Genomic DNA, 25390 nt, shown 5'->3' on the forward strand with positions numbered 1-25390 from the left:
TCATGAGCAGCCCTCGAACTGCGGGACCGCGATCGTGTTCAGGTTCAGCCCCGACTTGCCGAACCACTTGTGCAGCAGCCGGGACGCGGTTCCGTCCTGGTACATGTCGGTGATCGCCCGGTTCACCGCCTCGCATCCCTCGACGTCGTCCTTGCGCAGCCCGACCCCGGTGCGTTGCTCGTTGAACTGCGCGTTGGCCAGCCGCAGCCCGCTGCCGTCCTGGGCGGCCAGGCCCGCCAGGATGACGTCGTTGGTGGTGACCGCGTCGACCTGCCGGTTCTTCAGCGCTTTCAGGCACGTGGGGTAGTCGTCGAACGGCACCACCTGCGCCGCCACCCCGCGCTCCTCCACGACCCGCTGGGCCGCGTTCGCCCCCTTGACCTCGCAGATCCTGCGGCCCTTGAGGTCGCGCACGTTCTTGATCGCCTCGTCGGGCCTGACCAGGATGTCCTGGTAGGAGACGTGGTAGGGCCCGGCGAACAGCACCCGCGCCTTGCGGTCTTGGCTGATCGTGTATGTCGCCAGGACCATGTCCGCGGGCCCGCTGGTCAGCACCTTCTCCCGATCGGCTGCCAGCACGGGGATGAAGGAGACCTGCTTGCCGAGCTTGCCGGCGATGTAGCGGGCCACGTCCACGTCGAAGCCGTCGAAGCCGCCGCCCTGCGTGCGGAACCCGATCGACGGCAGGTCGGAACGTACCCCGATGACCAGCTTGTCTTTGTCGACGAGCGACTCCTGGCCGCCGCTTCCGCAGCCCGAGACGACCGCGGCGGCCAGGGCCAGCACCACCACCAGCACCCGCTTCACCGGTACTCCTTGAGTCGTGGCCACACCCCGGCGATCACCAGCAGCCCGATCGCGCCGATGGCGAACGGCAGCAGCCGCCAGAGGTTGTTCAGCGCGTTCTCGCCGTCGGCGATGGCGCTCTTGAACACGTCCTGGTGCGTGTCGGCCAGCGCCACCAGCGCCTTGTCGTACTCGTCGAACGCGTCGGTGACGGAACCGAGCCGCTCGGCGACCGCCTCGTTGGTCCTGCCGCCGCTCACCAGTTCGCGAAAGCGCGTGTCGGCGGCCTGGAACACCTGGTACGCCGACACCACGTCGGCGCCTTCCCTGCCGACGATCTCCGGCCCCAGCATGCCGAGGAAGTTCTCCGACCCCGCGGCCACTGCGCGGTGGTAGGCGGTCAGGTTGCCCGCCTCGAAGTAGAGGACCGACAGCGACTTGTCCAGGTAGGTGTGCTCGTAGGTGTCGGCCCGCTCCTTGTCCAGCAGGTAACGGCTCTGGTCGCCCTGCATGCTGTTGCTGATGGCCCGCGTCTTGGCCAGCGTCAGCACCGAGTCGAAACCCGCCGACTTCGCCATGCGCAGCGCCTCCTCGTCCCTGCCGAGCACGTTCGCCCCGAAGCCCAGCGCGAGCAGGGTCGTCAGGGTCGCGACGAGCAGCGCGGGCCCGAAGACGCGGCGGAAGCGCCGTGCCAGGAAGATCTGCAGCCACATCAGGCAGCCCAGCGCGAGCAGCCCGGCCACCAGCACCGCGTCCCGCAGCAGCGGCACCATGACGGCTTTGTCGTCGGAGGTGGCGCGGACGATCGTGCCGTTCTCCAAGGTCAGGTTGTATGCCTGCGGCAGCAGCACCAGCCGCATGAGGTCGGTGGCCTGGCGGTAGGTCAGCACCACCTCCTGCGGCGGTGGCCCAGGCGCGTGCTTGGCCTGCTCGCTGAGCAGCAGGGCCTGGCCGGCCAGCCGCTCGTACTGGCCGAGCCCGTCGAGCACCGACTGCACGGTCCGCCGCTCGGCCGGGTCGTCGCCCGACAGCTCGAACGCCTTCAGCAGCGCCTGGTTGGCCTCGGAACGCCGCTGCTGGTAGCGGTCGAGCGCGTCCTTGCGCTGCTCGGCGTACTGGCCGCCCATCACCAGCGCGTTGGCGACCTGCGCGTCCATGTCGCTCAGCGCCAGGTAGAGCCCGGCGGTGGCGACGACCTGCGGCCCGGCGTCGCGTCCGATCACCCGCAGCCCGTCGCGGGCGCTGGAGCTGCCGACCGCGAGCGCGGCGAACAGCAGGGCCAGCGAGGCGACGGTGATGCCCGAGATGAGCCGGATCCTGCCGGGCACGCCGCGGCGTACCGGTAACGGGGTGCCGCGCGTCTGTACCAGGGTCACGGTGTGCCCTCCCTGATGGTGATCACGGTCCACGCGCCCAGGTGGATGCGGTCGCCCGCGCTGACCGGGACCGGCACGTTGACCTTCAGCGTCCTGCCGTTGACCTGGGTGCCGTTGGCCGAGCCCGGGTCGACCAGCATCCACGAGCCGTCCGGCTGGGACAGCAGCACCGCGTGCAGGTGGGAGACGCCGGGGTCCTCGGGCGGCCCGGTCAGGTCGATCTCCGGGGCCAGGTTCCTGGCCTTGCTGCGCCGGCCGATGCGCACCTGCTCGCCGTACAGGCCGAACGAGCGCTCGGGGCAGTACGGCGGGAACGTCACCACGCTCGCGTCGGGACCGCCTTCGGCGATGACCTTCTCGTAGTAGGCGCGGTCGGACGTCGCGACGGCCTCCCACCGGACCCCGTTCGCGGGGCCCGGTGGCAGGACGCCGGTGCCGCTGTAGTCGTGGCCGCACACCTCGCAGAACTGCCCGGCACGCGGCGTCTGGCAGACCGGGCAGGTCTCGGCCCCCGGGGCGGCCGGGGCCGGCTGGGGCTCGGCGGCGGGCCGGGCCGTCCCGCCCATCTGGGTGCCGCACACGTCGCAGTATTCGTCGTCCCCCGACGCGTGCCCCTGCGGACAGGTCGCCATCAGCTTCCTTCCCTGCGCAGCCGGCTCGTACGGACCGAGCCGGTGTCGAGCTCGATCTCGTCGGCCTTGTCCACGTTCCTGCGGAGTCTGGCCGTGCCGGTGGCCGGATCGACCTCGACCACCTTCTCCAGCAGCCGGGCGGTGTCCTCGCGCCCCGACTCGGTGGCCAGTTCCCTGGCTTTGGCCAGCCGGGCGGTCGCGGTGTCGACGTCGCCGGCGGCCCTGGCGCTGAGCCCGTCCTGGATGAGTTCGTGCAGTTCGGCCTGCCCGGTGTAGTGGGCGACCTTCCCGTTGATCCGGGTGGACTGCGCCAGGTCGTCGGTCCACTGCGCCAGCACGTTCCCGCTGGCCACGACGTCCTGGGTGTCGGGACGGACGAGTTTGACCCAGCCCGCCCTGATCTCCTGGCCGATCGTGCCCGGCGGTACCTCGACGCACAGGTGGTACTCGCGTTCCTCCGCGCCCCACGAGCCCGTCGGGTAGTCGCCGGTCAGCGGGTTGACGTCGGTACGCTTGCCGGTCAGGTCCAGCAGCGTGGGGGAGACCTGCTTGACGAACTTCAGCTGCGCCGTCTGCGGCACCCACACCCGCAGGGACAGTTCGGCGACGGTCTTGCTCATCGACGTCTGCGTCAGCCTGCGGAAGAACTCCGACAGATCCCCCTGATTACGGACGAAGTCAAACGTGCCGAGCATCGCCTCGGCCACCTTCCGCAGCTCCGCGGGTACCCAGTCGTCACCCACGCCCAGGCAGTCGCACACGAACGCGCCGCTCCAGCCCGACAACACCGAAGCGAAGACGTCGGAGCGCTCGTTGTTCTGGCCGTCGGTCATCAGCAGCGCGTGCCTGATCGCCGACGGGTGCGCGGTCAGCAGGTGCCCGGCCAGCTTCAGCCACTCGCCCATGGCGGTGCCGCCGTGCGCGAGCAGCCGGCTGATCGCCCGCCCGGCCTCGGCCCTGGTCGCCGCGTTCGCCCTGACCAGACGGGGGGCGCCACCCGGATAGACGACCCAGGCCTTCTCCGTTCCCGCGACCACCGCGAAGTGCACGCCATCACGCAGCGTCTGCACGGCCGTCGTGGCCGCCTGCCTGGCCTCGCGGATCTTGCTCCCGCTCATCGAGCCGGACGTGTCAATGATGATCACTTCGGCGGCCTCCGCGGCCACCGGCTGCGCGGCGACGACACCGCCGGTCGAGCCGACAGTGAGGATGGCGTGCACCTCGCGCCCGTCGATCGGCAGGTACTTGTTCTGGTCGATGTTCAGCGTGAAAGCAGGCTGGTCACCCATGTACGTCTCCTAAGGGGATCAAAGCAATGGTCACGTTGTCCTGGCCGCCGGAGTCCAGCGCGTGCCGGAGCATCTCGCGGGCCCTGTCGACGGGGGCGCCCGCGCGGGGGAAGGCGTAGCCGTCCAGGTAGCGCCACAGGCCGTCGCTGCACACCAGCAGCAGGCCCGGCGTGTCCGGGGTGAGAGTCCGTACGCGCGGCGGGGCCGCGTCGGCGTCGGCGCCGAGCCAGGCGGTGATCTCGCCGGTCTCGATCGCGTCGTCCTCGGTCAGCAGCGAGCCCGGCCCGGCCTCGGGGAGCCAGTACGCCCTCGTGTCACCCGCCCACGCCAGCCTCACCCGGCCCGCCCCGACGACGGCGGCGATGTAGGTGCAGGCCGGGGCGTCATCAACGGACGTGGCCAGCTTGCTCACGGCCCGGCCCGCCAGCTCGAACGCCTCCTCCTGCGACAACCCCCTGGCCAGCGCCGCCGACGCGGTCTCGACGGCGACCGCCGACGCCTCGTCCGCCCTGGGCGAGCTGCCCACGCCGTCGCACACCACGGTCACCGTCGTGTCGCCGACGGCGAGCAGGGCCACCGCGTCCTCGTTGCGGCTGCGGCGCAGCCCCTTGTCGGTGACGGCGGCCGCGCCCCCGTCCAGCACCGTCTCCGCATGGTCCCTGCTGGTGGGCTGACGCAGGCCGCAGCGCTCGCAGTAACCCTCCTCGTCGACGGCGGCGGCACCGCAGGAGGCGCATACCGGGGCATTCAGCGGATGCCCACACGCCTCGCAGTAGACGTCGCCGGCCAACACGGGAGCCACACAAACCGGACACATCACAGCCACGTCCTCGGTCGCACCGCGTTGGCCTGGTCGATGAGCGCGTGGCGTTCCTGGCGGGACTCCGCGGCGACGGCCAGCTTGCGGAAGATCGACTCCAGGCGTCTGCGCAGCCCCGGCTCGGTGAAGGGCGCGTCCGCCAGCCGCAGGTCCTTCGGGGGTGAGCCGCTCTCCAGCCAGGTCAGCGCCGACAGCAGCAGCTCGGCGGTGAGCAGGTCGCGGCGGCGCGGGTCGAGATCGGCCTGGTCGGCCAGGCGGTCGGCGGCGCCCACCAGCTCCTCGGGGGCCAGCCCGCTCAGGTCGTCCCGCCGTACCACCGAGGCCGACAGCGCCACCTGCGCCGCCACCCGGTAGCTGGAGGTCGGCGGCACCTCGTCCAGCACCGCCGTCCTGCCCGTCCTGGCCAGCCCGAAGGCGGCGCTGACGTAGGCGTGGTCGGTCCGCCACACGAGCTCGTACCACGGGGCCGCCTGCTTGCCCGCGCACTCCAGCGCGAACGCCAGCGCCAGCTTGGGCGCCGGCTCGCCCGGCAGCGCCGACAGGCACTGGTCGAACATCGACACCGCCTGGTCGGCCTGCCCGGTCGCCAGTGCCAGCACCCCTCGGTACCAGGTGACCCGCCAGTCGCCGGGCAGTTCCGCGGACAGCTCGTTCAGGATGACAGGCGTCTCCGCCATGCTCAGCTCGGCCAGCAGCCTGGCGCGCATGAGCTTCGTCTCGGGCGTCGGCGACATGGCGGCGAGCTGCGCGATCAGCGCCGTGCGGTCGCGGCCCGCCAGCCCGGCCAGCGCGCCCGCCGCCGGGTCGGCCGGATCGACCAGCGGCACCGGCAGCGCGCCCGCGACCGCGCCCGGGTCGAGCTCCCCGAACACCTTGTCGCCCTCGTCCGACAGCGCTGTCCCTACCGCGGTGCGCTCAGGCCCGAACAGCGTCGAGGGCGCCGGGTACGGCACCCGGTCCTCCTGCGCGCTGATCTCCCGCAGGACCCCGACGAGCTGCTCCTCCATCTCCCACGCGCTCTGGAACCGGTCGGCGGGATTCCTGGCGGTGGCCTTGCGCAGCAGCCGGGTGAACGACGGATGCCCGCAGTCGTCCGGCAGCGGCACCTCCTTGCCGTTCCTGGCGGGGCTGAAGCCGGGGATCGCCAGCACGGCCAGTGTCCTGGCCACGGTGTAGAGGTCGGAGGCGACCGACGACGGCAGGGTCTCCAGCTCGGGCGCGTGGTAGCCGACGGTGGCCCACGACGTGCCGGGCGGCGAGCCGATGGGCTGGACGGCGCCCAGGTCGATGAGCTTGAGCCGTTTGTCGACCCTGATCACGTTGGCGGGCTTGAGGTCGCAGTAGACCAGGCCGTGCTCGTGCAGGTAGCCGAACGCGTGCAGGATCTCCCGCCCGTACATGAGGGCCTCGCGCAGCGGCAGCGGGCCCTGGCGGCGCAGCTCGTGCAGGGACTTTCCGCCCACGTACTCCATGACGATGTAGCCGAGCCCGGCCGAGCGCTGGAAGTTGAAGATCTTGACGATGTTGGGGTGGTCGACCGTGGTCAGGAACTTCCGCTCGGCCTCCGCCGCCGCCAGCGCCTCGGCGTCGTTGGTGTTGAGCAGGCCCTTCAGCACGACCCAGCGGCCGTCGAGGTTCTCGTCGGAGGCCAGGTAGATCCAGCCGAGTCCGCCGTGCGCCAGGCAGCCCAGCACCCGGTACTGGCTCGCGACCAGGTCGTCCTTGTCCAGTTTCGGGGTGAAGGAGAACCGGGTGCGGCAGTGCGGGCAGAACCCGTCGGTAAGGCCCGGCCGGCCCTCCCGCGAACGCCCCACCTTCTTCCCGCACGCCGGGTTCGCGCAGAACCGTTTGTCCTCCGGCACCTCCGGATCGTTCATCACCGCCGTGGACGGGTCGCGGTAGGGCACCGACGGCAGGTCGGCGATGGTGCCCAGCACGCCCGCCCGTGACCGTCCGCTGCTGACCGGGCCGCTCATCGGCCTGCTGCCCACCGGCTGCGTGGCCAGCGGCTGGGACGGCTGCGGGGCGGGCGGCGGTGCGGAGCCCTCCGCGGTGCCGCACAGGTCGCAGTAGCCGTCGTCGATCGTTCCCGTGCAGTCAGGCTGCGCGCACTGGGTCATCGCCTACCTCCATGGATCGCGCGCTGGTAGTCCTCGACGGCTGTCGCCGCCTTCGTCAGGTCGCAAGGGGCACTCCACAGCAGCGTCCGGGCCCGCTCGTACAGCTCTCCGGCCGTGGGGTCCTCCGCCATGCCCTTGCGCACCGCCATCACCTGGCAGGCGCCGAGCCGCCCGCGCAGTTCGTCGCGCCTGCCGACCAGGCCGTACAGCGCCTTGGCCATGGCCTGGGCCTGCTCGGCGGCCTGGCGGGCGTCGTTCTCCAGCGCCGTCAGCCGTTTGGCCCGCAGCAGCCAGGTGTCGGCCGAGGCGTCGAGCGCGTCCAGCTCCCCGGCCAGCGCGTCGGCCCGGTCACGCGGCCTGGCCTGCGGCGGTAACGCGATCTTGACGACGACCGCGCCGTGGGCCAGCCTGGCCTCGCTCTCGGCCGCGCGTACCCCGTCCAGGGCGGCCAGCAGGTTTTCGCGGCGTCCCGCGTATTCGGCCTTGACGGTGATCGCCTGGTCGAGTTCCGCGCGGGAGGAGGCCAGCAGGCGGACCAGCCGGTCGAGGTCGGGCCCGGCGGGCGGGCCGAGCGGGTCCTCCAGCACGGCGGCCCGCATCCGCTTCAGCTCCGTCTCCTGCGCGCTCAGGTCGACGCCCTCGTCGAGGTCGTGTTCGAGCTCGTGGATCTTGCGCAGGTCGGCGTCGGCCCCGTCGAGGCGGGGCAGGAGGACGTTCCAGACGGCGTCGATGTCGTTGAGCGCGGAGGTCACCTCGCGGAAGGCGGCGTCCATCCGGGCGACGGTCTCGTCCAGCGTCAGCCGTTCGTCGGCTTGGGGGAGGAGCGAACGCTGCTCGACGGGCTTGGCGGCGCTGCGCAGCACCACCGACGACCCGGCCAGCAGCCCGGTCAGCTCGGCGAGCTGTTCGGCGCCCAGCCTCGGGCGCGCGTCCCTGATCTGCTCGGCGGCGCGCAGCACGGCGCGGTAGGCGTCGTTCAGCCGCCAGAGCGTGGCCAGCGCCCCCTGCGCCGCGGCCCACCGCCGTTCGGTCGCCCCGCGTAAGGAGGCGCCCTTGAGTAACTGGTAGGTGGTATGGGATTCGAGATCGAGCAGGTCGCCGGAGATGCGGTCGCGTTCGTCGGCCCGAGCGCGCAGCGCGTGCTCAGCGCCCTCCCTGCTCATGGGTGGTCCCAGGCTCATCACGCTCCCCGTGAAGCGGGCCCCCGATGCCCCGTGGTACTACCGGCTCAACGGCGGGGCCGGTCCGGTTGGTTCCAAGGGTAGGGGGGACCCTGACTTGCCCCTGATTCAACCCTGTGTCACCTGCAATCCGCTTAAACGATCTCGTACCGTTTGGGACATGGGACGGATACTTCTGATCATCGCGGCGGTCATCGTCGCGCTCATGCTGCTCGGCCCCATCGTGGGCTTCGCCCTCACGCTGCTCAAGTGGGGCCTCATCATCGGCGCCGTGGCCTTCGGCGTCATGTTCGTGTCGAAGTTGCTCAAGCGGACATAGCTTCCCGGGGCATCCCCAGTCATAGTTGGATGATGGAGGCGCGGCCGGCGGTCGACGATGCCGCGCTCGGGCGCGAGGCACTGGCCGTGCTCGAGGCGAACTGGACGGGCACTGGCACCGTGCCCGCGCCAGGGCTCTACCCGCACCAATGGAGCTGGGACTCCGCCTTCGTCGTGATCGGGCTGGCCAGGCACCGCCCCGACCGGGCCCGCGACGAGCTGCTCAGCCTGCTGCGGGGGCAGTGGGCGACCGGGATGGTGCCGCACATCGTCTTCCACACGCGGGAGGCGTACTTCCCAGGGCCCGCGGTGTGGCGATCCCAGGAGAACGACGCCGCGCCCAAGGTGCTCACCTCGGGGCTCACCGCGCCGCCGCTGCACGGGCTGGCCCTGTGGTGGCTCTACCGCCACACAGGGGACGCCGCCTTCGTCAGAAAGGCCTATCCGGCGCTGGTCGCCCAGCACGAGTACCTCGCCTCGGCCCGCGACCTCGGGGGAGCGGGCCTGGCCGCGATCGTGCACCCGTGGGAGTCGGGCATGGACGACAGCCCGGCCTGGGACCAGGCGCTGGCCGCGCTGCCCGCGATCAGGTACGGCTATCGCAACGTGGAGCTCGAGGAACGCCGCCCCGACAGCGATCACGAACGCTACGTCTGGCTGGCCATGCGCTACCGGGACGCCGGATACAGCCCCGGCTACCTGCGCGACGAGCATCCGTTCGCGATCGAGGACCCCATGTTCAACGGGATCTGGCTGGCCTCCTGTCAGGCCATGGCCGAGCTGGCGCCGCTCGTCCACGCCGACCCCGCCCCGCACGCCGAGCAGGCGGAACGCATCAGGCAGGCCATGATCGAACGGCTCTGGGACGGCTGCTACTACGCCAGGGACCTGCGCTCCGACCAGTTGATCAAGGTGTGCACGGTGGGCTCCTTCGGGCCGCTGCTCGACCCCGGGCTGCCCGGCGACCAGCTCAACGCGGCCGTCGAGGTGCTGGAGTCGGCCAGGTTCATGGGCGCGACCGGCTACCCCGTGCCGAGCTGCGAGATCCGCGCCACCCAGTTCGACAGGACCCGCTACTGGCGCGGCCCCTCATGGGTGAACACCAACTGGCTGTTACGCAGGGCCGCGATCGTGCACTCGCTCGACCGGCTCGGCCAGCAGCTCACCAACGGCACCCTGCGCCTGGTCCGGCAGGCCGGCTTCCGCGAGTGCTTCGACCCCTTCGACGGCAGCGGACGCGGCTGCCGGGACTTCTCCTGGAGCGCCGCGCTCACCCTCGATCTGCTCGCCGATACCGTAAGAGAATGAGCATTCTCCGCCGCCTGCCCGCCGACGTGCGCAAATCCCTGAAAACCGAGCCGGGGGAGCGGGTGCTGACCTTCGCCAAGTCCGGCGACGGTTACGCCGTGGCCACGAACCTCGCGCTGCACCTGTCCGACGGGGCGCGGCTGCCGTACGAGGAGATCGACAAGGCGTCGTGGAGCGAGGAGGGCGTGCGCGTCCTGACCACGGACGGAGCATGGCACGTCGAACAGATCACCGAGCCGCGCCTGCTTCCCGAGACCCTGCGCGAACGGGTCAACTCCACGATCGTGGTCAACAAGCACGTCAACCTGCCGGGCAGGGGCGGCGTGCGGCTGGTGGCCAGACGGCGGCCCGGCGGTGAGGTGCTCGGCTGGACGTTCGTCTTCGACGACGGGCTCGACCCCGAGGACCCCGGCCTGCGGGCGCAGGCCGAGCAGGCCCTGGAGGGGCTCAGACGCAGCATGGGCGTCTAACGCGGCATGCCGGTTTCGTGGGCCTCCTTGTCCATGAGGTCCTCCTCGGGCCAGCCCGTGCCGGTCTCAGGCTTGTGATCACCGAGGAACGGGATGCGCCGCTGCAGCGTGTCCCCGACCCGCTCCCTGGCCATCCCGGCGATCTTCGCCGTCTGCGCGCCGACCACCCCCGCGATCTCCTGCACCCTGGGGTTGTCGGCGACGCGCTGGGCGGTTCTCTTGATCTGCTCGTACCGCTCGCGTCCTGCCCGGCTGCCCAGCACGTAGCCGATCGCCAAGCCGGCAGCGAATGTCATTCGATAACGCATTTCGCACCTCCGCTGTCTCCGGGCCTACCCCACTTACGATGCGACACGCACTCTCCGAGTGCGCTAATCTATTCCTGCGCACGACGCCAGGGCCAAAGCCCCGGACGAAGTGGGCGGACAATCTCGATCCCGCGTAGCTCAATGGCAGAGCAGCCGGCTGTTAACCGGCAGGTTACAGGTTCGAATCCTGTCGCGGGAGCCAGCACACGAGGCCCCTTTCCAGTCTTTGGCAGGGGCCTCACGCGTCTCTGGATCACCGGCCAGGAGGCCAGCCCTTCAAGGGGATCCGCTCGTCGCGCCTTCCGCCCCGACCCCGCCCTCGACACGCCCGGCCGCACCTCGGTCCGACTTGCCTGAGCCGTGGTACCTGAAGATGGCTTTGGGGATCTTAAGGCTCGCTTCAGGTGCGGTGGGCCACTCTCGAGGCTGTCAATCACCTCGGGGAGGAGATCCCATGTTGAAGCGACGCATCGCCATAGTCATCACGGCCGCCACGCTCGGCCTGGCGGGCATGGCCGGGTCGGCGCTGGCCGACGACAGCGTGGTCAGGGTGCATCCGGACAGGGGGCACACGATCGGGCACGGCGGGAAGCTGAAGTGCTGGATGGCCGACGGCAAGGTCGTCAGGTTCTCGAAGGCGAAGGCCGCCAGGTTCGTGGAGAAGGACTTCATCGAGCCGGCCTACGCGGGGTCCGTCACCGAGAACGGCGTCACGACCGTCCCGGCGGATCGGCTGTCGATGAGCGTTCCCACCAAGGAGCTGGGATACAAGGTCAGCAACCGCTGGAAGCACCGCCGCGTCGTCCAGCTCACCTGCGTGTGGGACGGACGCGCGGACAGGTAGGCGGCGGGCGCCCCTGCGGGGGCGCTCCCCGTAATCGGCTGATCACGCAATTCTCGGGTTGGCGGGACAAAACGGGGCCAGGCGCGGAAAGATGGGCGGGCCGGTCCCTTGGGCCGGAAGCCGCGAACAGGTCGCAACGGCGGGCGTGGAGAGGGCGCCGCCGCCAGGACGTGCCGCCGACCCGGAATCGGCGGGGCGATCCGATGACGGAGAAGTGCTGATTGCTGCGTGCGTACCTGGATCAGGACCCTGCGTCCTTTGGATGCCCCCGCCGTACAGGCCGTGATCGAGCGGACCGCCGACCCGCGTGAGGCGGAGCGCTTCATCAGGCTCTTCCATGCAGAGAACCCCTCCCTCGGCGGCCTGTACGCCCGTCTGCGCGACGTCGCCAGGGAGATCGCCCGCTTCGGGACGTACACGCACACGTTCGAGGAGCTCGAGTTCGGCGCCCGGGTGGCCTGGCGTAACAGCAACCGGTGCATCGGGCGGCTCTACTGGCGCTCGCTGAAGGTGCGTGATCGCAGGCAGGTGCGCACGGCCGAGGGGGTGGCCCTCGAGTGCGTCGCGCACCTGCGTGAGGCCACGGGGAACGGCAAGATCAGGCCCACTGTCACCGTCCTGCATCCCGACACTCCCGCCCTGCCGGGGCCCAGGATCCTGAACGATCAGCTCATTCGCTACGCCGGATACCGTACCCGCGGCGGCGGCGTCGTCGGCGACCCGAGGAACGTCGAGCTCACCGAGGCGGCCAGGGCGCTGGGGTGGCCGGGCGGGTCGGGGCGGTTCGACGTGCTGCCGCTGATCATCCAGCCGGGCCGAGGGGATCGGCTGCTGTGCAACGTGCCGGGGGACGCCGTGCTGGAGGTGCCGCTGGTCCATCCGGAGTACGCGTGGTTCGCGGAGTTGGGGCTGCGCTGGCACGCCGTACCGGCTATTTCGGATATGTGCCTGGAGATCGGCGGCGTCTGCTACCCCTGCGCCCCCTTCAACGGCTGGTACATGGGCACCGAGATCGGCGCCCGCAACCTGGCGGACACCGACAGATACGACCAGCTCGCGGTCGTGGCCGAGCGGCTCGGGCTCGACACCTCCACCGAACGCTCCCTGTGGCGCGACCACGCGCTGGTGGAGCTGAACGTGGCGGTGCTGCACTCCTTCGAGCGGGCGGGGGTCACGATCAGCGACCACCACACCGAGTCGCGCCGCTTCCTCACCCACCTGTCGCGCGAGGAGAAGGCCGGGCGCGTCTGCCCCGCGGACTGGTCGTGGATCGTGCCGCCGCTATCGGGCAGCGCCACCCCGGTCTTCCACCGCTACTACGACACTCGCGTCCTGACCCCGTCCTTCGTCCACCATCGTTAGCCGCGCGCGCAAGGCCGCCAGGTCGGAGGCGGTCAGACCGGCCGCCGTCAGGTACGCCTCGACGTCCAGGCCGTCCAGGAGCCCGCCGACGACCTCGCGGGTCGTGGTCCCCGTCGCGTCCAGGCGGGCCCGTACCCGCAGGTCGTCGTCCGGCTCGCCGAGCAGGGCGTAGAGCGGGCGCAGGCGGGCGGCCGACAGCTCGTAGTCGGCCACGATGTGCTCCCGCGCCACTCCGGCCAGCGCGAGCAGCAGGAGCGTGATCAGCCCTGTCCTGTCGCGGCCGGCCACACAGTGCACGAGCACGCCGCCGGGCCGCGCGTGCGCGATCGCCCGCAGGGCCCTGGCGCAGCGGCCGGGGAATCGTTCCATGAACGGCCGCAGGTAGAGGGGTGTCCCGCCGTGCGGCCCGCGTCCTGGGTCGCCCGGCTCGTCCAGCGGCACCGGGACGACGGTGATCTCCGGCGGACGGTGGCCGGTGCCGGCGTGGTGCTCGCCGGGCGTGCGCAGGTCCACGATCGTCCGTACGCCGTGCGCGAGCGCCGCCGCCCAGCCCGCCTCGGTGAGCCGGTCGGGGGTGTCGGAGCGCACGACCGACCCCCAGCGTGTACGGAGCCCGGACGCGGTGGACAGCCCGCCGAGGTCGCGGACGTTGTGGCAGCCGTCCCACGCCAGGTGCCGTTCCATTCGATCATCCCTTCCTTGCCTTCCCAGGTTAGAACATGATTCGGTTAGGGCATGGCGGAACTCGTTCTCTCCACGCTCGACCAGGGCGTGCTCACGCTGACCTTCAACCGTCCCGATGCGCTGAACGCCTGGACGGACGCGATGGGACGGCGCTACTTCGACCTGCTCGCCCAGGCCGAGAAGGACCCGGACGTGCGCGCCGTGGTCGTCACCGGCGCGGGCAAGGGCTTCTGCGCGGGCGCCGACTTCAAGACGCTGACCGCCATCCAGACCGGCACGTACGACGAGCGGCCCGACCTCCGGCCCAACACCTTCCCCACCACCATCGGCAAGCCGATCATCGCCGCCGTCAACGGGGCCTGCGCGGGGCTGGGCATGGTGCACGCGCTCGTCTGCGACCTCGTCTTCACCGCCGAGGAGGCCAAGTGGACGACGGCCTTCGCCCGCCGGGGGCTGATCGCCGAGTACGGGCTGTCCTGGGTGCTGCCCCGGATCATGGGGCAGCAGCGGGCCATGGACGTGCTGCTGTCGGGGCGGGTGTTCACCGGGCGGGAGGCGTACGAGCTGGGGCTGGCCAACCGGGCCCTGCCCGCAGAATCCTTGCTGGCCGAGGTGCAGAGCTACGCCCGGGAACTGGCCGTGCACAGTTCTCCGGCGTCCATGGCGGTGATCAAGCGGCAGGTCTGGGGCGATTGGGACACGACGCTGGAGGAGTCGGCCAAGGCGGCGGTCCGCGAGATGCTGGCCTCCTTCGAGCGGCCCGACTTCACGGAGGGCGTCGCCAGCTTCCTCGAACGCCGCCCCCCGAACTTCCCCGCCCTCTGACGCCAGATCGGCCCCACCCCGGGCTGGGGCGGTAGGGAGGTCAGGCGATGCGGTGGGCGCCCTTGGCCGGGGTGGCAGGCAGGAAGCGCGGGGGCTGGAAGCCGCGCTCGGCGTACGCGCCCACGACCGACTCCTGGACGCTGTCCAGCCGTTCCTGCGGCACCAGCGCGATGGCCGACCCGCCGAACCCGCCGCCGGTCATCCGCGCCCCCCGCGCCCCGCCCCGGATGGCGGCCTCCACCGCCAGGTCCAGTTCGGGGGAGGAGACCTCGTACTGGTCCCGCAGCGACAGGTGGGAGGCGTTGAGGAGGGCGCCGATCTCGACGACGTGACCCGCGCGCAGCAGCCCGATGAGGGCCTCCACGCGGTGGTTCTCGGTGACGACGTGCATGGTGCGCTTGCGTTCGTCCCCCTGCAGCCGGTCGAGGGCCGCCGCCAGGTCGGTGACGTCGCGCAGGGCGGGGACGCCGAGCTTGCGGGCGGCCGACTCGCATTCGGCGCGGCGCTTGGCGTACTCGCCCCCCGCGTGCTCGTGGTGCACCTGGGTGTCGATGATGAGCAGGCTCAGCCCGTGGGCGGACAGGTCGAAGGGGATGGTGCGGAAGCCGAGCGAGCGGCAGTCGAGGAAGAGCGCGCGCCCCTCTTCTGACAGCGCGGAGGCGGCCTGGTCCATGATGCCGCAGGGCATGCCGACGAAGTCGTTCTCCGCCTTCTGGCTGAGCAGGGCGATCTCCATGGGCGTCATGCCCAGGTCGTGCAGGTCGTTGAGGGCGGAGGCGACGGCGACCTCAAGGGCGGCGCTGGAGCTGAGGCCCGCGCCCTGCGGGATGTCGCCGTCGATGGCGATGTCGGCGCCCGACACGCGGTCGCCCAGCATGGCCAGCACGCCCACGACGTAGCGGGTCCAGCCCTTGGACTCCTCGTGGGTGGCCAGCGTGACGGGCTCGCCCTGGGACTGGAGCGACAGCAGGCGGATGACGCCGTCGGTACGCGGTGTGACGGCGGCCGTCACGCCCCACGGCACCGCGAACGGGAGGACGAAGCCGTCGTTGTAGTCGGTGTGCTCGCCGATCAGGTTGACCCGGCCGGGCGCATGCCAGGTGGTTTGGGGGGACGCGCCATACGCGGCACGAAAAGTCTCAACAACGCGCATAATCAAACACTCCTCAACAAAGGCCCGACCGTAGACTAGCGTCATGGAGGAGCTCCTGGATCCAGGGCTCGGTGCGGTCCGGGTGTTCCTGATGCGTGAGGACAACAAGCGGCGCAAGCTCAAGTACAACCTGAACGCCGCCAGGCTGCTGACCTTCGGCGGGGCCTACTCCAACCACATCAGGGCCGTGGCCGAGGCCGGGCGGCGGCACGGCATCGAGACGATCGGGGTCATCCGCGGCGAGGAGCACCTGCCGCTCAACCCGTCGCTCGCCCACGCCGTGGCCTGCGGCATGACGATCACCTATCTGGACCGCGCCTCCTACCGGCTCAAGGACACCGGGGAGGTGCTGGCGCGGCTGCGGGCGGAGTGGGGCGAGGACGTGGTGATCCTCCCCGAGGGCGGCAGCAACGCGGCCGCCGTGCGCGGGTGCGCCGAACTGCCCGCGGAGATCGGCGTCGACCATGACGTCGTGTGCTGTCCCGTCGGGACCGGCGGGACGCTGGCCGGCATCTCGGCGGGGCTCGGCGAGGGCAGGCGGGCGCTGGGGTTCGCGGTGCTGAAGGGGGCCGGGTTCCTCGCCGGTGAGGTGGCCAGGTTGCAGCAGGAGGCGTACGGGCGTACGTGGTCGAACTGGGAGATCAACCTCGACTACCACTTCGGCGGATACGCCCGATCGACCCCGGAACTAGACCGATTTATCGAGCAATATCGGGTGGAGGGCATCTACGTGGCGAAGATGCTCTACGGAATCCTCGACCTGGCCCGCCGAGGCGCCTTCGCCCCCGGCACCCGCATCGTCGCCGTCATCACCGGTGAGCCGAGCTAGCGTGCGCTAACCCAGGTGGTCGAGCACAGGGGCGACCAGCGCGTTCAGTTCGCGGGTCAGCACCGTCACCGCGCGATGGGCGCGCTGCTCGACCTCGTCGTGCGGGCCCTCGGGCTCCGGCGGCAGGTCGTCGAGGGGCAGCGGGGCCTCGACGAGCAGCGTGGCCCGCAGGAACGGGATGCGCGCCAGATCCTGCTGGGTCGGCTCGACGTACTGCCCGAAGGTCTCCTGCCAGCCCAGCCAGCCCCGGTCGCGCCACCAGGCCCGCGACCGCGTCAGCTCCTCCGGCAGCGGCGAGACGATCCTGACGCGGGCGTACAGGGTGCCGTCCCAGGTGTTGCGGTGGCACTCGGCGTCCAGCACGCGGCGGTCCCAGCGTACGTAGCCCGGGGTCAGGGACGGCGGCGTGGCCAGCCGCCAGGCCGCGCAGGCGAACCGGACGGGGGCGATGTCGCCCCAGTCGAAGGCGTCCAGGCTTTTGCGGACGTGTACGGCATAGCGCCCGTCACGGTCTCTGTCGAACTCATGATCGATCCAGAACGCTTTTGCCATGAGGACTACGCTACGGCCCCCTCCTGGTTCTCGGCGCGAGGACCGGAGATCTCGGAATGTCCTGTGGCCCCGAGCGGCACATGTGTAGCTTTTTCACATTATTGGATGACCACATTGTTGGATGACCGTGGAGTGGACAATGGCGTCAGAACAGCTCAGCGAGGCCATGAGCTGCTGGAAATCCGGAGATCTGGACCAGGCCGCCGCGCTGTTCAGGCAGATCGCGGCCACGGGCGACCCGCAGGCGTCCCACCTGCTGGCCGGCGTGCTGCACGAGCAGGGAGACCTGGAAGGCGCGGAGGCGGCGCACCGCTCGGTGATCCAGTCGGGCGACCCCGTGTACGGGCAGCGCTCCGCCATCGCCATGGGGATGATGCTGGTGACCGCCAAGGAGTGGCCGGCGGCGCACCGCGTGTTGTCGATCGCCTCGGACGGGGCCGACTTCGAGGTGGCCGCGCTCGCCGACACCGCGCTGGTGATGGTGCTCACGCAGCTCGGCGACGTCCAGGGCGCGCAGGAGGCGCTGCGACGGGCCCGCCGCTGTGACACCCCCGCCGTGGCCGAACTGGCCGCGCAGCTCGAACTGCCGGACTTCCGGCCGGACCCGTCCTCGGCCCGCGACCTCTACGAGGCGGCAGAGGACGAGGATGACTACCGCGCCCTGCTGACCTGCGGCGACCCCGACGTGGTGTCACTTTCGGCGTTCCAGCTCTACACCCTGTACGCCGAGGAGGAGGAGTTCGAGGCGGCCCGCGAGGTGTGCGAGCACGCCATCGCCGTCGGCGGCCCCGACCACCTGGCCATGGCCCACAAGCTGCTCGGCGCGGTGCTGGTGGACCTGGGCGAGTACGCCGAGTCCGCCTCCGCCTACCGCGTGGCCGCCGAGGACCACAGGCCCGAGATCCGCCTGCCCTCGCTGATCGAGCTGGCCAAGGTGACCGCGCAGCTCGGCGACGTGGAGGAGACCAAGGCGATCTTCCGCCGGGTGATCGCCGGCGGGCAGCGCGAGCACGTCGTCCAGGCCCAGGCCTGCCTGGCCCAGATGCACACCGAGGCGGGCGAGGCGCCCGAGGCGCTGGCCATGCTGCGTGCCGTGATCGAGGCGGACGAGGAGGAGTGGGGCTCCATCTGCGTCGCCCTGCTCGGCCTGCTCGCCGACCAGTGCCCGCAGGCGTACGACGAGGTCATGGAGCTGGCCCGGCTCGCGGCCGGCCACCAGGACCCCGACACCGCGTTCAAGGCCAGGCTGCTGCTGGAGCACGCCGCCAGGCAGCAGCCGCTCGCCGACCCCGTCGCGGAGCAGGCGCTCCAGGACACCGATGAAGGGCTGGCCCGCCTGAAGGACGGCGACCTGGCGGGCGCCAGGGAACTGCTGCGCAGGGCCGCCGACTCCGAGGCGGCCGACGAGTCGCTGCGCGCCATGGTGGCGCTGGCCCAGTTGGAGCTGGGGGAGGGCGACCGGGAGCAGGCCGACGAACTGCTCGCCTACGTGGCGGAGGGCGACGACCTGTCGCAGGGCTTCCACGCGACCTTCCTGCTGCACCTGGTGCGCGAGTCGGGCGATGAGCGGCACCCCGTGCTGGAGGCGATGCTCGCCCACCAGCGGCAGGGCAGGGAAGAGGGGCTGCTGCGCTATCAGGAGGCCACGCGGCACCCCGACCCGTCCGTCTCCGCCATCGGGACCGCCGTGTTCGCCCAGGTGCTGGTCTCGCTCGGGTTCGACCTGTCGGAATCGGCCGAGATGCTCCAGACGGCGGCCGGCTCCGGCGACCCGTTCGCGCTGTCGTACGCGGCGCTGATGTGCAGGGAAGTGACGACCGAGGACGACACGGCCGTCGAGGTGCTGCGCCGGGCCATGGAGAGCGGGCATCCCGTGCTCGCGCCGTGGGTGGCGCACGCGCTGGGCACGCTGGTCGCGGAGCGGGACCCGGGGGAGGCGCGCCGCGCGTACGAGGCGGCGCTGGACGGCGGCGTCGGCGGGATCCGCTTCACCGCCGCCGCCGACCTGGTGGCGGTGCTGGAGCAGCAGGGCGACCTGCTGGCCGCCACCCGCGTGCATGAGCGCCTGCTCGCAGAAGGGATGCCGGAGCGGGTCGCCCTGCCGCTCGCCTACACGTGGATCAGGCTCGAGGACATCGACGCCGCGCGGGCCGCGTTCGCGGCCGATCCCGGCGAACTTGGCGAGTTCGGGCGGGCGCTGCTCGGCCGGGACTTCGACGGCGCGGCACGGGCGATCCCCGAGGGCAGGGCGCTGTCCATGGCGAGCATGCTGGCGATGGAGAGCGCGCACGTCTGGCAGCGCACCGGCCAGAGCGCCGCCGCCGACGCGGCGCTCTCGCTGGTCGTCGCCGTCGGCGACCCCGGCATGCGCCAGCAGGCAGGTTGCCTCCTCGGAGCCGTGCGCAACGAGGCGGGCGACAAGCGCGGCGCCGTCGACACCTGGCTGCGGGCAGCCGCGGGCGAGGACGAGGAGCAGAGCGCGGTGGCGCTGCGCGCGGCGGGCGACGTGCTGCAGGAGCTCGGCGAGCACGCCGAGGCCGCGGAGCTGTTCACCCGCGTGCTGGACCATGTCGACGACGGCGCCGACGACCGGGTCGCGCTCATCCTGCGGCTGGGCCAGTCGCTGATCGCCTGCGGGCGCAAGGAGGAGGCCCGCGAACGGCTGGCCGAGGTCGCGGGCGCGAACGCGACGTTCTTCTACGCCCACTACCTGCGCGAGCACGGCGACCCCGAGGGCGCGCTCGCGGCCCTGACCGCCGCGGCGCCCGAGCCGACGGCCGACTCCGAGCGTCTGCTCGGCACCGTGCTGGCCGAGACCGGCGACCTGGAGGGCGCCAAAGCGGCCTTCGAGCGGGCCGCGGCCATGGAGCCGGAGTCGGAGCCGAAGACCCTGCTGGAGGCCGGCCGCCGCCTGCTGGAGGCAGGCGACACCGAGGCCGCGCACTTCGCGCTGGAACGCGCCGCGGCGCAGGACGACGACCCCTACACCGCCGCCGTCTCCCGCCACCTGCTCGGCCGGGCCACCCCGAGGGAACTGCCCTGGGTGCTGGTCGCCGAAGGGGACGAGGAGGGCGCGCTGGCGGCGTTGACGGAAGAAACCGGGTCGGAACGGATGGCCGCGCTGCTGATCGCGCTGCACGACGTGGACGTGCGGGCCGTCCGCCGCCTGCTCACCGAGTCGGCCCCGGAGGAACGGGCCTCGCTCGTGACCGAGACCTACAACCAGGTCGGGGAGACGGACGGCGATGCGCGCATCGAGCTGCTCCGGCTGGTCGTCGAGCTGGGGGACGCCGACCTCGCCGCCCGCGCCGGATTCCAGCTGGGCGTCCTGTACGCCAATGAGAGCCAGAACAACCGGGCCGAGCTGAGCTTCCTGCCCGTCACCGAACACCTGGAGCTGGGCCAGGGCGCCTGGCGCAACATCGCCATCGTCCGCAAAAGGCGCGGCGACCTCGACGGGGCGATCGAGGCGGCCCGCCGCGGCCTCCCCGCCACCGCCGCGTTCCTGGCCGAGCTACTGGAGGAGCGCGGCGAGGCCGCCGGGGCGCGGGACGTGCTGGCCGCCGCCGCGGCGGACGGCGACCTGCGCTGCCTCCAAGAACTGCTCACCCTCCTGGCCCGGATGAACGAGCACGACGCCGTGATGGCGCACGCGGAGCCGGCGGTGGCCACCGGTGACCCCGAGACCGTGGCGATCGCCTACTGGACCTGGGGCGATGCGTACGAGGCGAAGGGAGATACCCACAACGCGGCGCTCATGTATCGCAAGGGCGTCGACACCGGCTTCCCCGGCACCACGGACAGCATCCGGGTCGACCTCGCCACCGCCCTGCGCCGGCTCGGCGACACCGAGGGCGCGAGCGCGCAGGCGCGGCTGGCCATCGAGTCCGGCGACTCCGACGCGGTCTCCAGGGGCGGCTCCTCGCTCGGCATGTGGCTGTACGAGGACGGCGACCACCTCGGCGCGGCCCAGGCGTTCGCCGCGGCCGCCGGCACCGACACCACGCTGGCCGAGTCCGCGCTGCGAAACCTCGACATCCTCGCCTACCAGGCTGCCGAGCGCGGCGAGCACCCGCTGGCGATGCAGATGCTGGCGCTCATGGGCGAGCACGCCGCCGAGGTCGCGCAGGACCTCGGCGACCGCTGCGAGGACCCGGACGCCGTGCGCGCGTACTACGAGCTGTCCGACTCCGGCGCCTTCACCGAGTTGCGGATCGCCGAACGGCTGGCCGACCTCGGCGAGACCGCGCAGGCCCGCGCCATCTACGAGCGGCTCAACGAGCACGAGAACCCCGACGTGCGCTTCGTCGCCGGAGGCAGGCTGCTGTCGCTGCTCGACGACGCCGGCGACTCCGAGGCCTTCTACAACGTGGCCCAGCGGCAGGCGGGCGACGCCGACAGCCCCGTTCAGGGCGTGTTCGGCAGCCTGCTCGGCATGCTGCAGAGCCGCCAGGGCGACACCGAGGAGTCGCTGCGCACGTTGCGGGCGGCGGCGGAGAGCGGCGAGCCGACCGCGCTCGCCGTCTTCGCGCAGACGCTCGTGGACGCCGGCGAGGTGGAGGAGGGCCGGCGGGTCTACCTGCGGGTGCTCGACGCCGGCGACGCCGACCTGGCGGCCCGCGCCATGGTCGCGCTCGGACGAACCCACCACGACGAGGACGGGGAACTGGCCAGGGAGTGGTACCTGAAGGCCGTCGAGGCCGGCGAGAGCCACGTCAGCGCACTGGCCGCGATGTACCTGGGCGCGCTGGCCAAGCAGAACCGCGACTTCCCCGAGGCGCTCACCTGGTACCAGCGGGTCATCGACTCCGGCGACCCGGAGTCGGGCCTGGCGGCGGCGCACCTCGGCGAGCTCTGCTACTGGCTCGGGGACCGCGACGGGGCGCTGCGCTTCTACGAGCTGACGCTCACGCTGACCGAGCAGCCCGACCTGGTGGCCGAGGCCGCCTGCAGGCTCGGCGAGATCCGGTACGAGCGCGGCGACCTGGCTCTGGCCCGCCGCATGCTGGAGATCGCGGTCGAGACCGGCGACGAAAGCTTCGCCCCGCAGGCCGGAGGACTCCTGGACAAGCTCGCACCCAACTGACCGTCAAAGAGTCGGCCGCCTCCCGGCGTTGCCTGTGGTCAATCTGATGGCCATGATCGAACAGTGCACGTCGGAACAGGAACACGAGCTCGAAGCGCGTCGCGCCCGCTACCGGATCGCCAAGCCGGCGCTCGACCGGGGTCCCGATGAGGCCGACCCTGCGGCGTGAGTGGGCCGACCTGCCGCTCTCCCTGGTGGAGGAGGTCGAACGCCGGCTCGGCGCCGTCCGCGCCTTCGAGGTGCGCCAGGGCGGATTCTCCTACGGCGTGCTCGGCGTGGCCACGCCGGCCGGCGGCGAGCACGTGTTCGTCAAGGCCGTCCCCGGCGACGCCGCCGCCGACTACCGGACGGAGGCGCTCGTCGCCGCCGCGCTGCCTGCCGGGGTGCCCGCGCCCCGGCTGCTGTTCTCCTGCGAGGCCGGCGGGTGGGTGCTGCTGTGCTCGCAGGTGGCGCCGGGACGCGTGCCGCACGAACCATGGCACCCCCGGGAACTGTCGGCCGTCCTGGACCTGCTGGCCGCCTGTGCCAGAGAGGTGACCCCGTCGCCGCTCGGCGGCCTGCCGACCGTCGCCGAGCGCATGGCGGGCCGCTGCGAGATCTGGCAGGACCTGGCCGAGGGCTCCGCGACCGCCGCCCTCGGCGACTGGGAACGCGACCACCTGCCCCGGCTGGCCGACGTCGAGCGGGGCTGGGCGGAGCTGGTCACCGGCGACACGTTGCTCCATTTCGACCCGCGTTTCGACAACGTCCTCATCGACGAGCACGGCACGGCCCGCCTCGTGGACTGGGGACGGGCCTGCCTCGGCCCGGCCTGGACCGACCTGGTCTGCCTCCTGCTGGAGTCGGACCTCGGCGAGCCCGACCCCGAGGCGGTCTTCGCCGCGCATCCGCTCGGCGCGCACGCCCCGCCCGAACGGGTGGACGCCCTGCTGGTGGCGCTGGCCGGCTACTGGACGCGAACCGCCGCCCTCCCCGGCCCCGCGCACGCCCCGCACCTACGGCAGCGCCGCGAACACTCCCGCCGCGCCACCCTCGCCTGGCTCCACACCCGCTGGCGACGTGGTTAGGGCGTGGGTTGCGCGGCCGTCTCGCCGGAGCGGGTGAGCCAGATGGTCGGGTGCTGGCGGACCTGGTCGACCGAGGTCAGCGCGGCTCCGATGACGGCCGCGTCCGGGCCGAGCAGGGCGGGGCGGACGGTGATCGGCGCCCAGGCGGCGGCCAGCACCCGCTGGTCGATCTCGGCTTTGGCCCGCGCGGTCAGCCACGACGCCAGCAGCGAGAAGCTGCCGCCGAGCAGCACGGTGTCGATGTCGAGGATGTTGAGCATGTCGGCCAGGGCGATGCCCAGTGCGGTGCCGGCGCTTTCAAGCGCGGCGATGGTCGCCGGGTGGCCGGCCTCGGCCCGTCCCGTGACGGCGGCGTCGGGGGTGAGGCCCGGCGGCGCGGGTTCGTCGCCGAGTACGGCCCGGAGGCTAACGTAGGTTTGCAGGCAGCCGCACGAGCCGCAGGGGCAGGGCCTTCCGTCCGGATAAACCGTGACGTGCCCGAGTTCGCCGCTCCAGCCTCGGGAGCCGCGCATGAGCCGGCCATGCAGGACGATGCCGGCGCCGATGCCGAGCCCGCCCGAGACGTAGACGAAGCTGTCGAGGGAGTTGTCGCTGGCGTAGAGCTCGCCGAGCGCCGCGAGGTTGGCCTCGTTGTCGACGGCGACCGGGATGCCGGGCCGCCCCATCGCCTCCCGCAGCAGCGTCCCCGCGTCGAGGTTGCGCCAGCCGAGTTCGGGGGCCGACTGCACGATGCCGGCCTGGACCGGGCCGGGGACGGCGAGGGTGGCGGTGACGACGGTGAGGTCTTCGGCGGAGACGGCCTCGGTCGCGGTGCGCGCCATCTGCGCCAAATGCCGCAGCACGTCGGGGGCGCTCGTGCCGACGTAGGGGGTGAAGGCCAGATGGCGGACGGTGCCGGTGAGATCGACGACGCAGGCGGCCAGGCCGTCGGCGCGGATGTCGAGCCCGAGCCCGGCGGGCCCGCGCTCGGACAGGGTGAGGCCGACCCGGGGCCGCCCCGCCCGCCCGTTGTGGGCCGGTCCGCCCTCGGTGATGAGCCGCCCGGCCAGCAGCTCTTCGGCGATGCGGGAGATCGTGGGCCGGGTCAGCCCGGTGAGCGTGGCCAGCTCGGTGCGGGAGATGGGCCGCGCGGCGGCGAGGATGTGCCGGAAGACCAGTTCGAGGTTGAGGGTGCGCAGGTTCTCCTGGCGCACCGGCTCCTCCGATTGGTGGGGCCGCGCGTGGCGCACCGGCTCCTGTTCTCCGGACTGACGGGGCCGGCTCGGCCGAACGCGCGGCGTCATGCGGCCGGCCGGACGGCGGCGGCCAGCCCGGCGGCCGCCGAGGGCGGGACGACGCCGTCGATCACCACGACGATCACATGCCGCTCCAGCGTCTCACCGGCGGGCAGCAGCAGCGGCTCGTCCCAGGCCAGCGACGAGCAGACGCCGACGTAGTCGCGGGCGCGGACGAACCAGCGGTCGCCGGCGGTGACCTCGTCGGCGGGGACGAAGAGCATCGTCCACGTGGCGTCGTCGGTGACCGCGACCCAGTCGGCGGCCTGGCCGTGGACGTGGTGCAGGCCCGCCCCGGCCGGGCTGAGCACCCGGGTCGTGCCGGACACGGCGGGGCCGCGCCAGAAGAGGCCGCCGTAGCCCGCGCCGACCCGGCCCAGCGCGGCCGGGCTGCGGAAGGGCAGCGACCTGCCGGTGGCGTTGGTGAGCCGGGTGCGGACGCCCAGCGACCAGGCGGCGTCGCCGACGCGCCGGCACCTGATCGAGCGCCGCTCCTCCAAAAGCGTCGTGTCGTGGTCGCCGATCCACTGGACGGTGTGGTCCAGCTCGGTGTTCGTGCGGCGCAGCCACCGCTGGTGGCGCTGGACGCCGTGGTTGTCGAGCCAGGCGGGCCCGTGGCCGGCGACGAACGTGCGCCCGCCCCAGAAGTTGCGCCCGTCGACGTCGGGAGCGGCGACGCTGATGCCGAACTGGTGGGGATGGGAGTCGGGCGCGGCGTCGGTGACGGTGACGCCGCCCAGCGTGCGGACCGGATGCAGGTAGGGGCGCGGGGAGGCGGACAGCGGCAGGTCGGGCTCCCACACGTACTGGGCGACGTCGTGCCCGTGCAGCCGCAGCACGGCGACACCCGGTGGCCGGTCGGCGAGCACGGTGTCCGGGCCGGGAGCATGCATGGCCGCTTTCCCGCCTCTCTTGTCCTCGATGAGGCCGAAGGTGTCTGCCCAGGGTCGCTGTGCTTGTTGAGCGTACGACACTTCTCCGACTTCCCTGGCTTCGAGGCGGGCGGCGGGCGCTATTTCAGTCCGGTGGTGGCGATGCCCTTGACCAGGTACTTCTGGCCGGCGAACCGGAGTGCGTAGCGCGGACCCAGGGCGTCAGACCGGTCG

At 72.0% G+C, this 25390-nt stretch carries 22 protein-coding genes and 1 tRNA gene; 10 read left to right on the top strand and 13 right to left on the bottom strand.

From position 1 onward, the window contains the following. The 7 genes from ACFOY2_RS01205 to ACFOY2_RS01235 are packed head-to-tail and all read right to left on the bottom strand — an operon-like array spanning nucleotide 1 to nucleotide 8186. Nucleotides 1–807 (bottom strand): transporter substrate-binding domain-containing protein, encoded by an 807-nt coding sequence (locus ACFOY2_RS01205; protein ID WP_379525990.1) that lies wholly within the window; start codon nucleotides 805–807, stop codon nucleotides 1–3. Beyond that, nucleotides 804–2162, bottom strand: coding sequence for a hypothetical protein (locus tag ACFOY2_RS01210; protein WP_379525991.1), 1359 nt, complete (start codon nucleotides 2160–2162; stop codon nucleotides 804–806). Before ACFOY2_RS01210 ends, ACFOY2_RS01205 begins: the two co-directional genes overlap by 4 nt. Next, nucleotides 2159–2794, bottom strand: coding sequence for an FHA domain-containing protein (locus ACFOY2_RS01215; RefSeq protein WP_379525992.1), 636 nt, complete (start codon nucleotides 2792–2794; stop codon nucleotides 2159–2161). Before ACFOY2_RS01215 ends, ACFOY2_RS01210 begins: the two co-directional genes overlap by 4 nt. Further along, a complete protein-coding gene (locus tag ACFOY2_RS01220) occupies nucleotides 2794–4083 on the bottom strand; it encodes a vWA domain-containing protein (protein ID WP_379525993.1) in 1290 nt (429 codons plus the stop codon). The genes ACFOY2_RS01215 and ACFOY2_RS01220 overlap by 1 nt, the downstream gene beginning before the upstream one ends. Then, a complete protein-coding gene (locus ACFOY2_RS01225) occupies nucleotides 4076–4885 on the bottom strand; it encodes a PP2C family serine/threonine-protein phosphatase (RefSeq protein WP_379525994.1) in 810 nt (269 codons plus the stop codon). The genes ACFOY2_RS01220 and ACFOY2_RS01225 overlap by 8 nt, the downstream gene beginning before the upstream one ends. Before the next feature lie 14 nt (nucleotides 4886–4899). After that, complete coding sequence (locus tag ACFOY2_RS01230) at nucleotides 4900–7023, bottom strand: serine/threonine-protein kinase (RefSeq protein ID WP_379525995.1); 2124 nt, start codon at nucleotides 7021–7023, stop codon at nucleotides 4900–4902. Continuing rightward, nucleotides 7020–8186, bottom strand: coding sequence for a hypothetical protein (locus tag ACFOY2_RS01235; protein WP_379525996.1), 1167 nt, complete (start codon nucleotides 8184–8186; stop codon nucleotides 7020–7022). Before ACFOY2_RS01235 ends, ACFOY2_RS01230 begins: the two co-directional genes overlap by 4 nt. A 178-nt stretch (nucleotides 8187–8364) precedes the next feature. On the opposite strand from ACFOY2_RS01235, the gene ACFOY2_RS01240 reads away from it, so the two are divergent. From ACFOY2_RS01240 to ACFOY2_RS01250, 3 genes are read left to right on the top strand one after another with little or no spacing between them, the layout of a single operon-like run. Continuing rightward, the gene (locus tag ACFOY2_RS01240) at nucleotides 8365–8523 is read left to right on the top strand and encodes a hypothetical protein (protein ID WP_379525997.1); all 159 of its coding nucleotides are present in this window, start codon (nucleotides 8365–8367) and stop codon (nucleotides 8521–8523) included. Between the two features lie 29 nt (nucleotides 8524–8552). Beyond that, nucleotides 8553–9830 (top strand): amylo-alpha-1,6-glucosidase, encoded by a 1278-nt coding sequence (locus ACFOY2_RS01245; protein ID WP_379525998.1) that lies wholly within the window; start codon nucleotides 8553–8555, stop codon nucleotides 9828–9830. Beyond that, a complete protein-coding gene (locus tag ACFOY2_RS01250; RefSeq protein WP_379525999.1) occupies nucleotides 9827–10300 on the top strand; it encodes a hypothetical protein in 474 nt (157 codons plus the stop codon). The genes ACFOY2_RS01245 and ACFOY2_RS01250 overlap by 4 nt, the downstream gene beginning before the upstream one ends. On the opposite strand, the gene ACFOY2_RS01255 is transcribed toward ACFOY2_RS01250, so the two are convergent. Continuing rightward, nucleotides 10297–10608 (bottom strand): YtxH domain-containing protein, encoded by a 312-nt coding sequence (locus tag ACFOY2_RS01255; protein WP_379526000.1) that lies wholly within the window; start codon nucleotides 10606–10608, stop codon nucleotides 10297–10299. The two genes, ACFOY2_RS01250 and ACFOY2_RS01255, sit on opposite strands and share 4 nt — an antisense overlap. A gap of 127 nt (nucleotides 10609–10735) precedes the next feature. On the opposite strand from ACFOY2_RS01255, the gene ACFOY2_RS01260 reads away from it, so the two are divergent. The 3 genes from ACFOY2_RS01260 to ACFOY2_RS01270 all read left to right on the top strand — a co-directional run bounded on the left by ACFOY2_RS01260 (nucleotide 10736) and on the right by ACFOY2_RS01270 (nucleotide 12814). Then, nucleotides 10736–10810 (top strand) — tRNA-Asn (locus ACFOY2_RS01260). A 252-nt stretch (nucleotides 10811–11062) separates the two neighbouring features. Beyond that, the gene (locus ACFOY2_RS01265; protein WP_379526001.1) at nucleotides 11063–11452 is read left to right on the top strand and encodes a hypothetical protein; all 390 of its coding nucleotides are present in this window, start codon (nucleotides 11063–11065) and stop codon (nucleotides 11450–11452) included. Between the two features lie 228 nt (nucleotides 11453–11680). Beyond that, nucleotides 11681–12814, top strand: a complete 1134-nt coding sequence (locus ACFOY2_RS01270) for a nitric oxide synthase oxygenase (RefSeq protein ID WP_379526002.1) — start codon at nucleotides 11681–11683, stop codon at nucleotides 12812–12814. On the opposite strand, the gene ACFOY2_RS01275 is transcribed toward ACFOY2_RS01270, so the two are convergent. Next, entirely contained in the window at nucleotides 12734–13498 is a 765-nt protein-coding gene (locus ACFOY2_RS01275) for a tyrosine-protein phosphatase (RefSeq protein ID WP_379526003.1), read from the bottom strand. The two genes, ACFOY2_RS01270 and ACFOY2_RS01275, sit on opposite strands and share 81 nt — an antisense overlap. A gap of 51 nt (nucleotides 13499–13549) precedes the next feature. On the opposite strand from ACFOY2_RS01275, the gene ACFOY2_RS01280 reads away from it, so the two are divergent. Further along, entirely contained in the window at nucleotides 13550–14323 is a 774-nt protein-coding gene (locus tag ACFOY2_RS01280) for an enoyl-CoA hydratase-related protein (RefSeq protein ID WP_379526004.1), read from the top strand. Nucleotides 14324–14363: 40 nt separating this feature from the next. Here the strand turns inward: ACFOY2_RS01280 and galK are convergent, their stop codons facing one another. Next, nucleotides 14364–15476, bottom strand: coding sequence for a galactokinase (galK, locus tag ACFOY2_RS01285; protein WP_379526005.1), 1113 nt, complete (start codon nucleotides 15474–15476; stop codon nucleotides 14364–14366). A gap of 43 nt (nucleotides 15477–15519) precedes the next feature. Here galK and ACFOY2_RS01290 point away from each other — a divergent pair, with 43 nt between their 5' ends. After that, the gene (locus ACFOY2_RS01290) at nucleotides 15520–16305 is read left to right on the top strand and encodes a 1-aminocyclopropane-1-carboxylate deaminase/D-cysteine desulfhydrase (RefSeq protein WP_379526006.1); all 786 of its coding nucleotides are present in this window, start codon (nucleotides 15520–15522) and stop codon (nucleotides 16303–16305) included. Nucleotides 16306–16311: 6 nt separating this feature from the next. On the opposite strand, the gene ACFOY2_RS01295 is transcribed toward ACFOY2_RS01290, so the two are convergent. Continuing rightward, nucleotides 16312–16857, bottom strand: a complete 546-nt coding sequence (locus tag ACFOY2_RS01295; RefSeq protein ID WP_357818408.1) for a hypothetical protein — start codon at nucleotides 16855–16857, stop codon at nucleotides 16312–16314. Between the two features lie 139 nt (nucleotides 16858–16996). Between ACFOY2_RS01295 and ACFOY2_RS01300 the strand changes: the two genes are divergently transcribed. Continuing rightward, nucleotides 16997–21943 carry a tetratricopeptide repeat protein gene (locus ACFOY2_RS01300; RefSeq protein WP_379526007.1) on the top strand — a complete coding sequence of 1649 codons (4947 nt, stop codon included), beginning with the start codon at nucleotides 16997–16999 and terminating at the stop codon, nucleotides 21941–21943. 146 nt (nucleotides 21944–22089) lie between these two features. Beyond that, complete coding sequence (locus ACFOY2_RS01305; RefSeq protein WP_379526008.1) at nucleotides 22090–23010, top strand: phosphotransferase; 921 nt, start codon at nucleotides 22090–22092, stop codon at nucleotides 23008–23010. Here ACFOY2_RS01305 and ACFOY2_RS01310 read toward each other — a convergent pair. After that, nucleotides 23007–24203 (bottom strand): ROK family protein, encoded by a 1197-nt coding sequence (locus ACFOY2_RS01310; protein ID WP_379526009.1) that lies wholly within the window; start codon nucleotides 24201–24203, stop codon nucleotides 23007–23009. The genes ACFOY2_RS01305 and ACFOY2_RS01310 overlap by 4 nt on opposite strands. Nucleotides 24204–24289: 86 nt before the next feature. Then, nucleotides 24290–25177 (bottom strand): DUF6807 domain-containing protein, encoded by an 888-nt coding sequence (locus ACFOY2_RS01315; protein WP_379526010.1) that lies wholly within the window; start codon nucleotides 25175–25177, stop codon nucleotides 24290–24292. Nucleotides 25178–25390 lie beyond the last annotated feature (213 nt).

This window comes from Nonomuraea purpurea (assembly GCF_042650645.1).
Lineage (GTDB): Bacteria > Actinomycetota > Actinomycetes > Streptosporangiales > Streptosporangiaceae > Nonomuraea > Nonomuraea purpurea.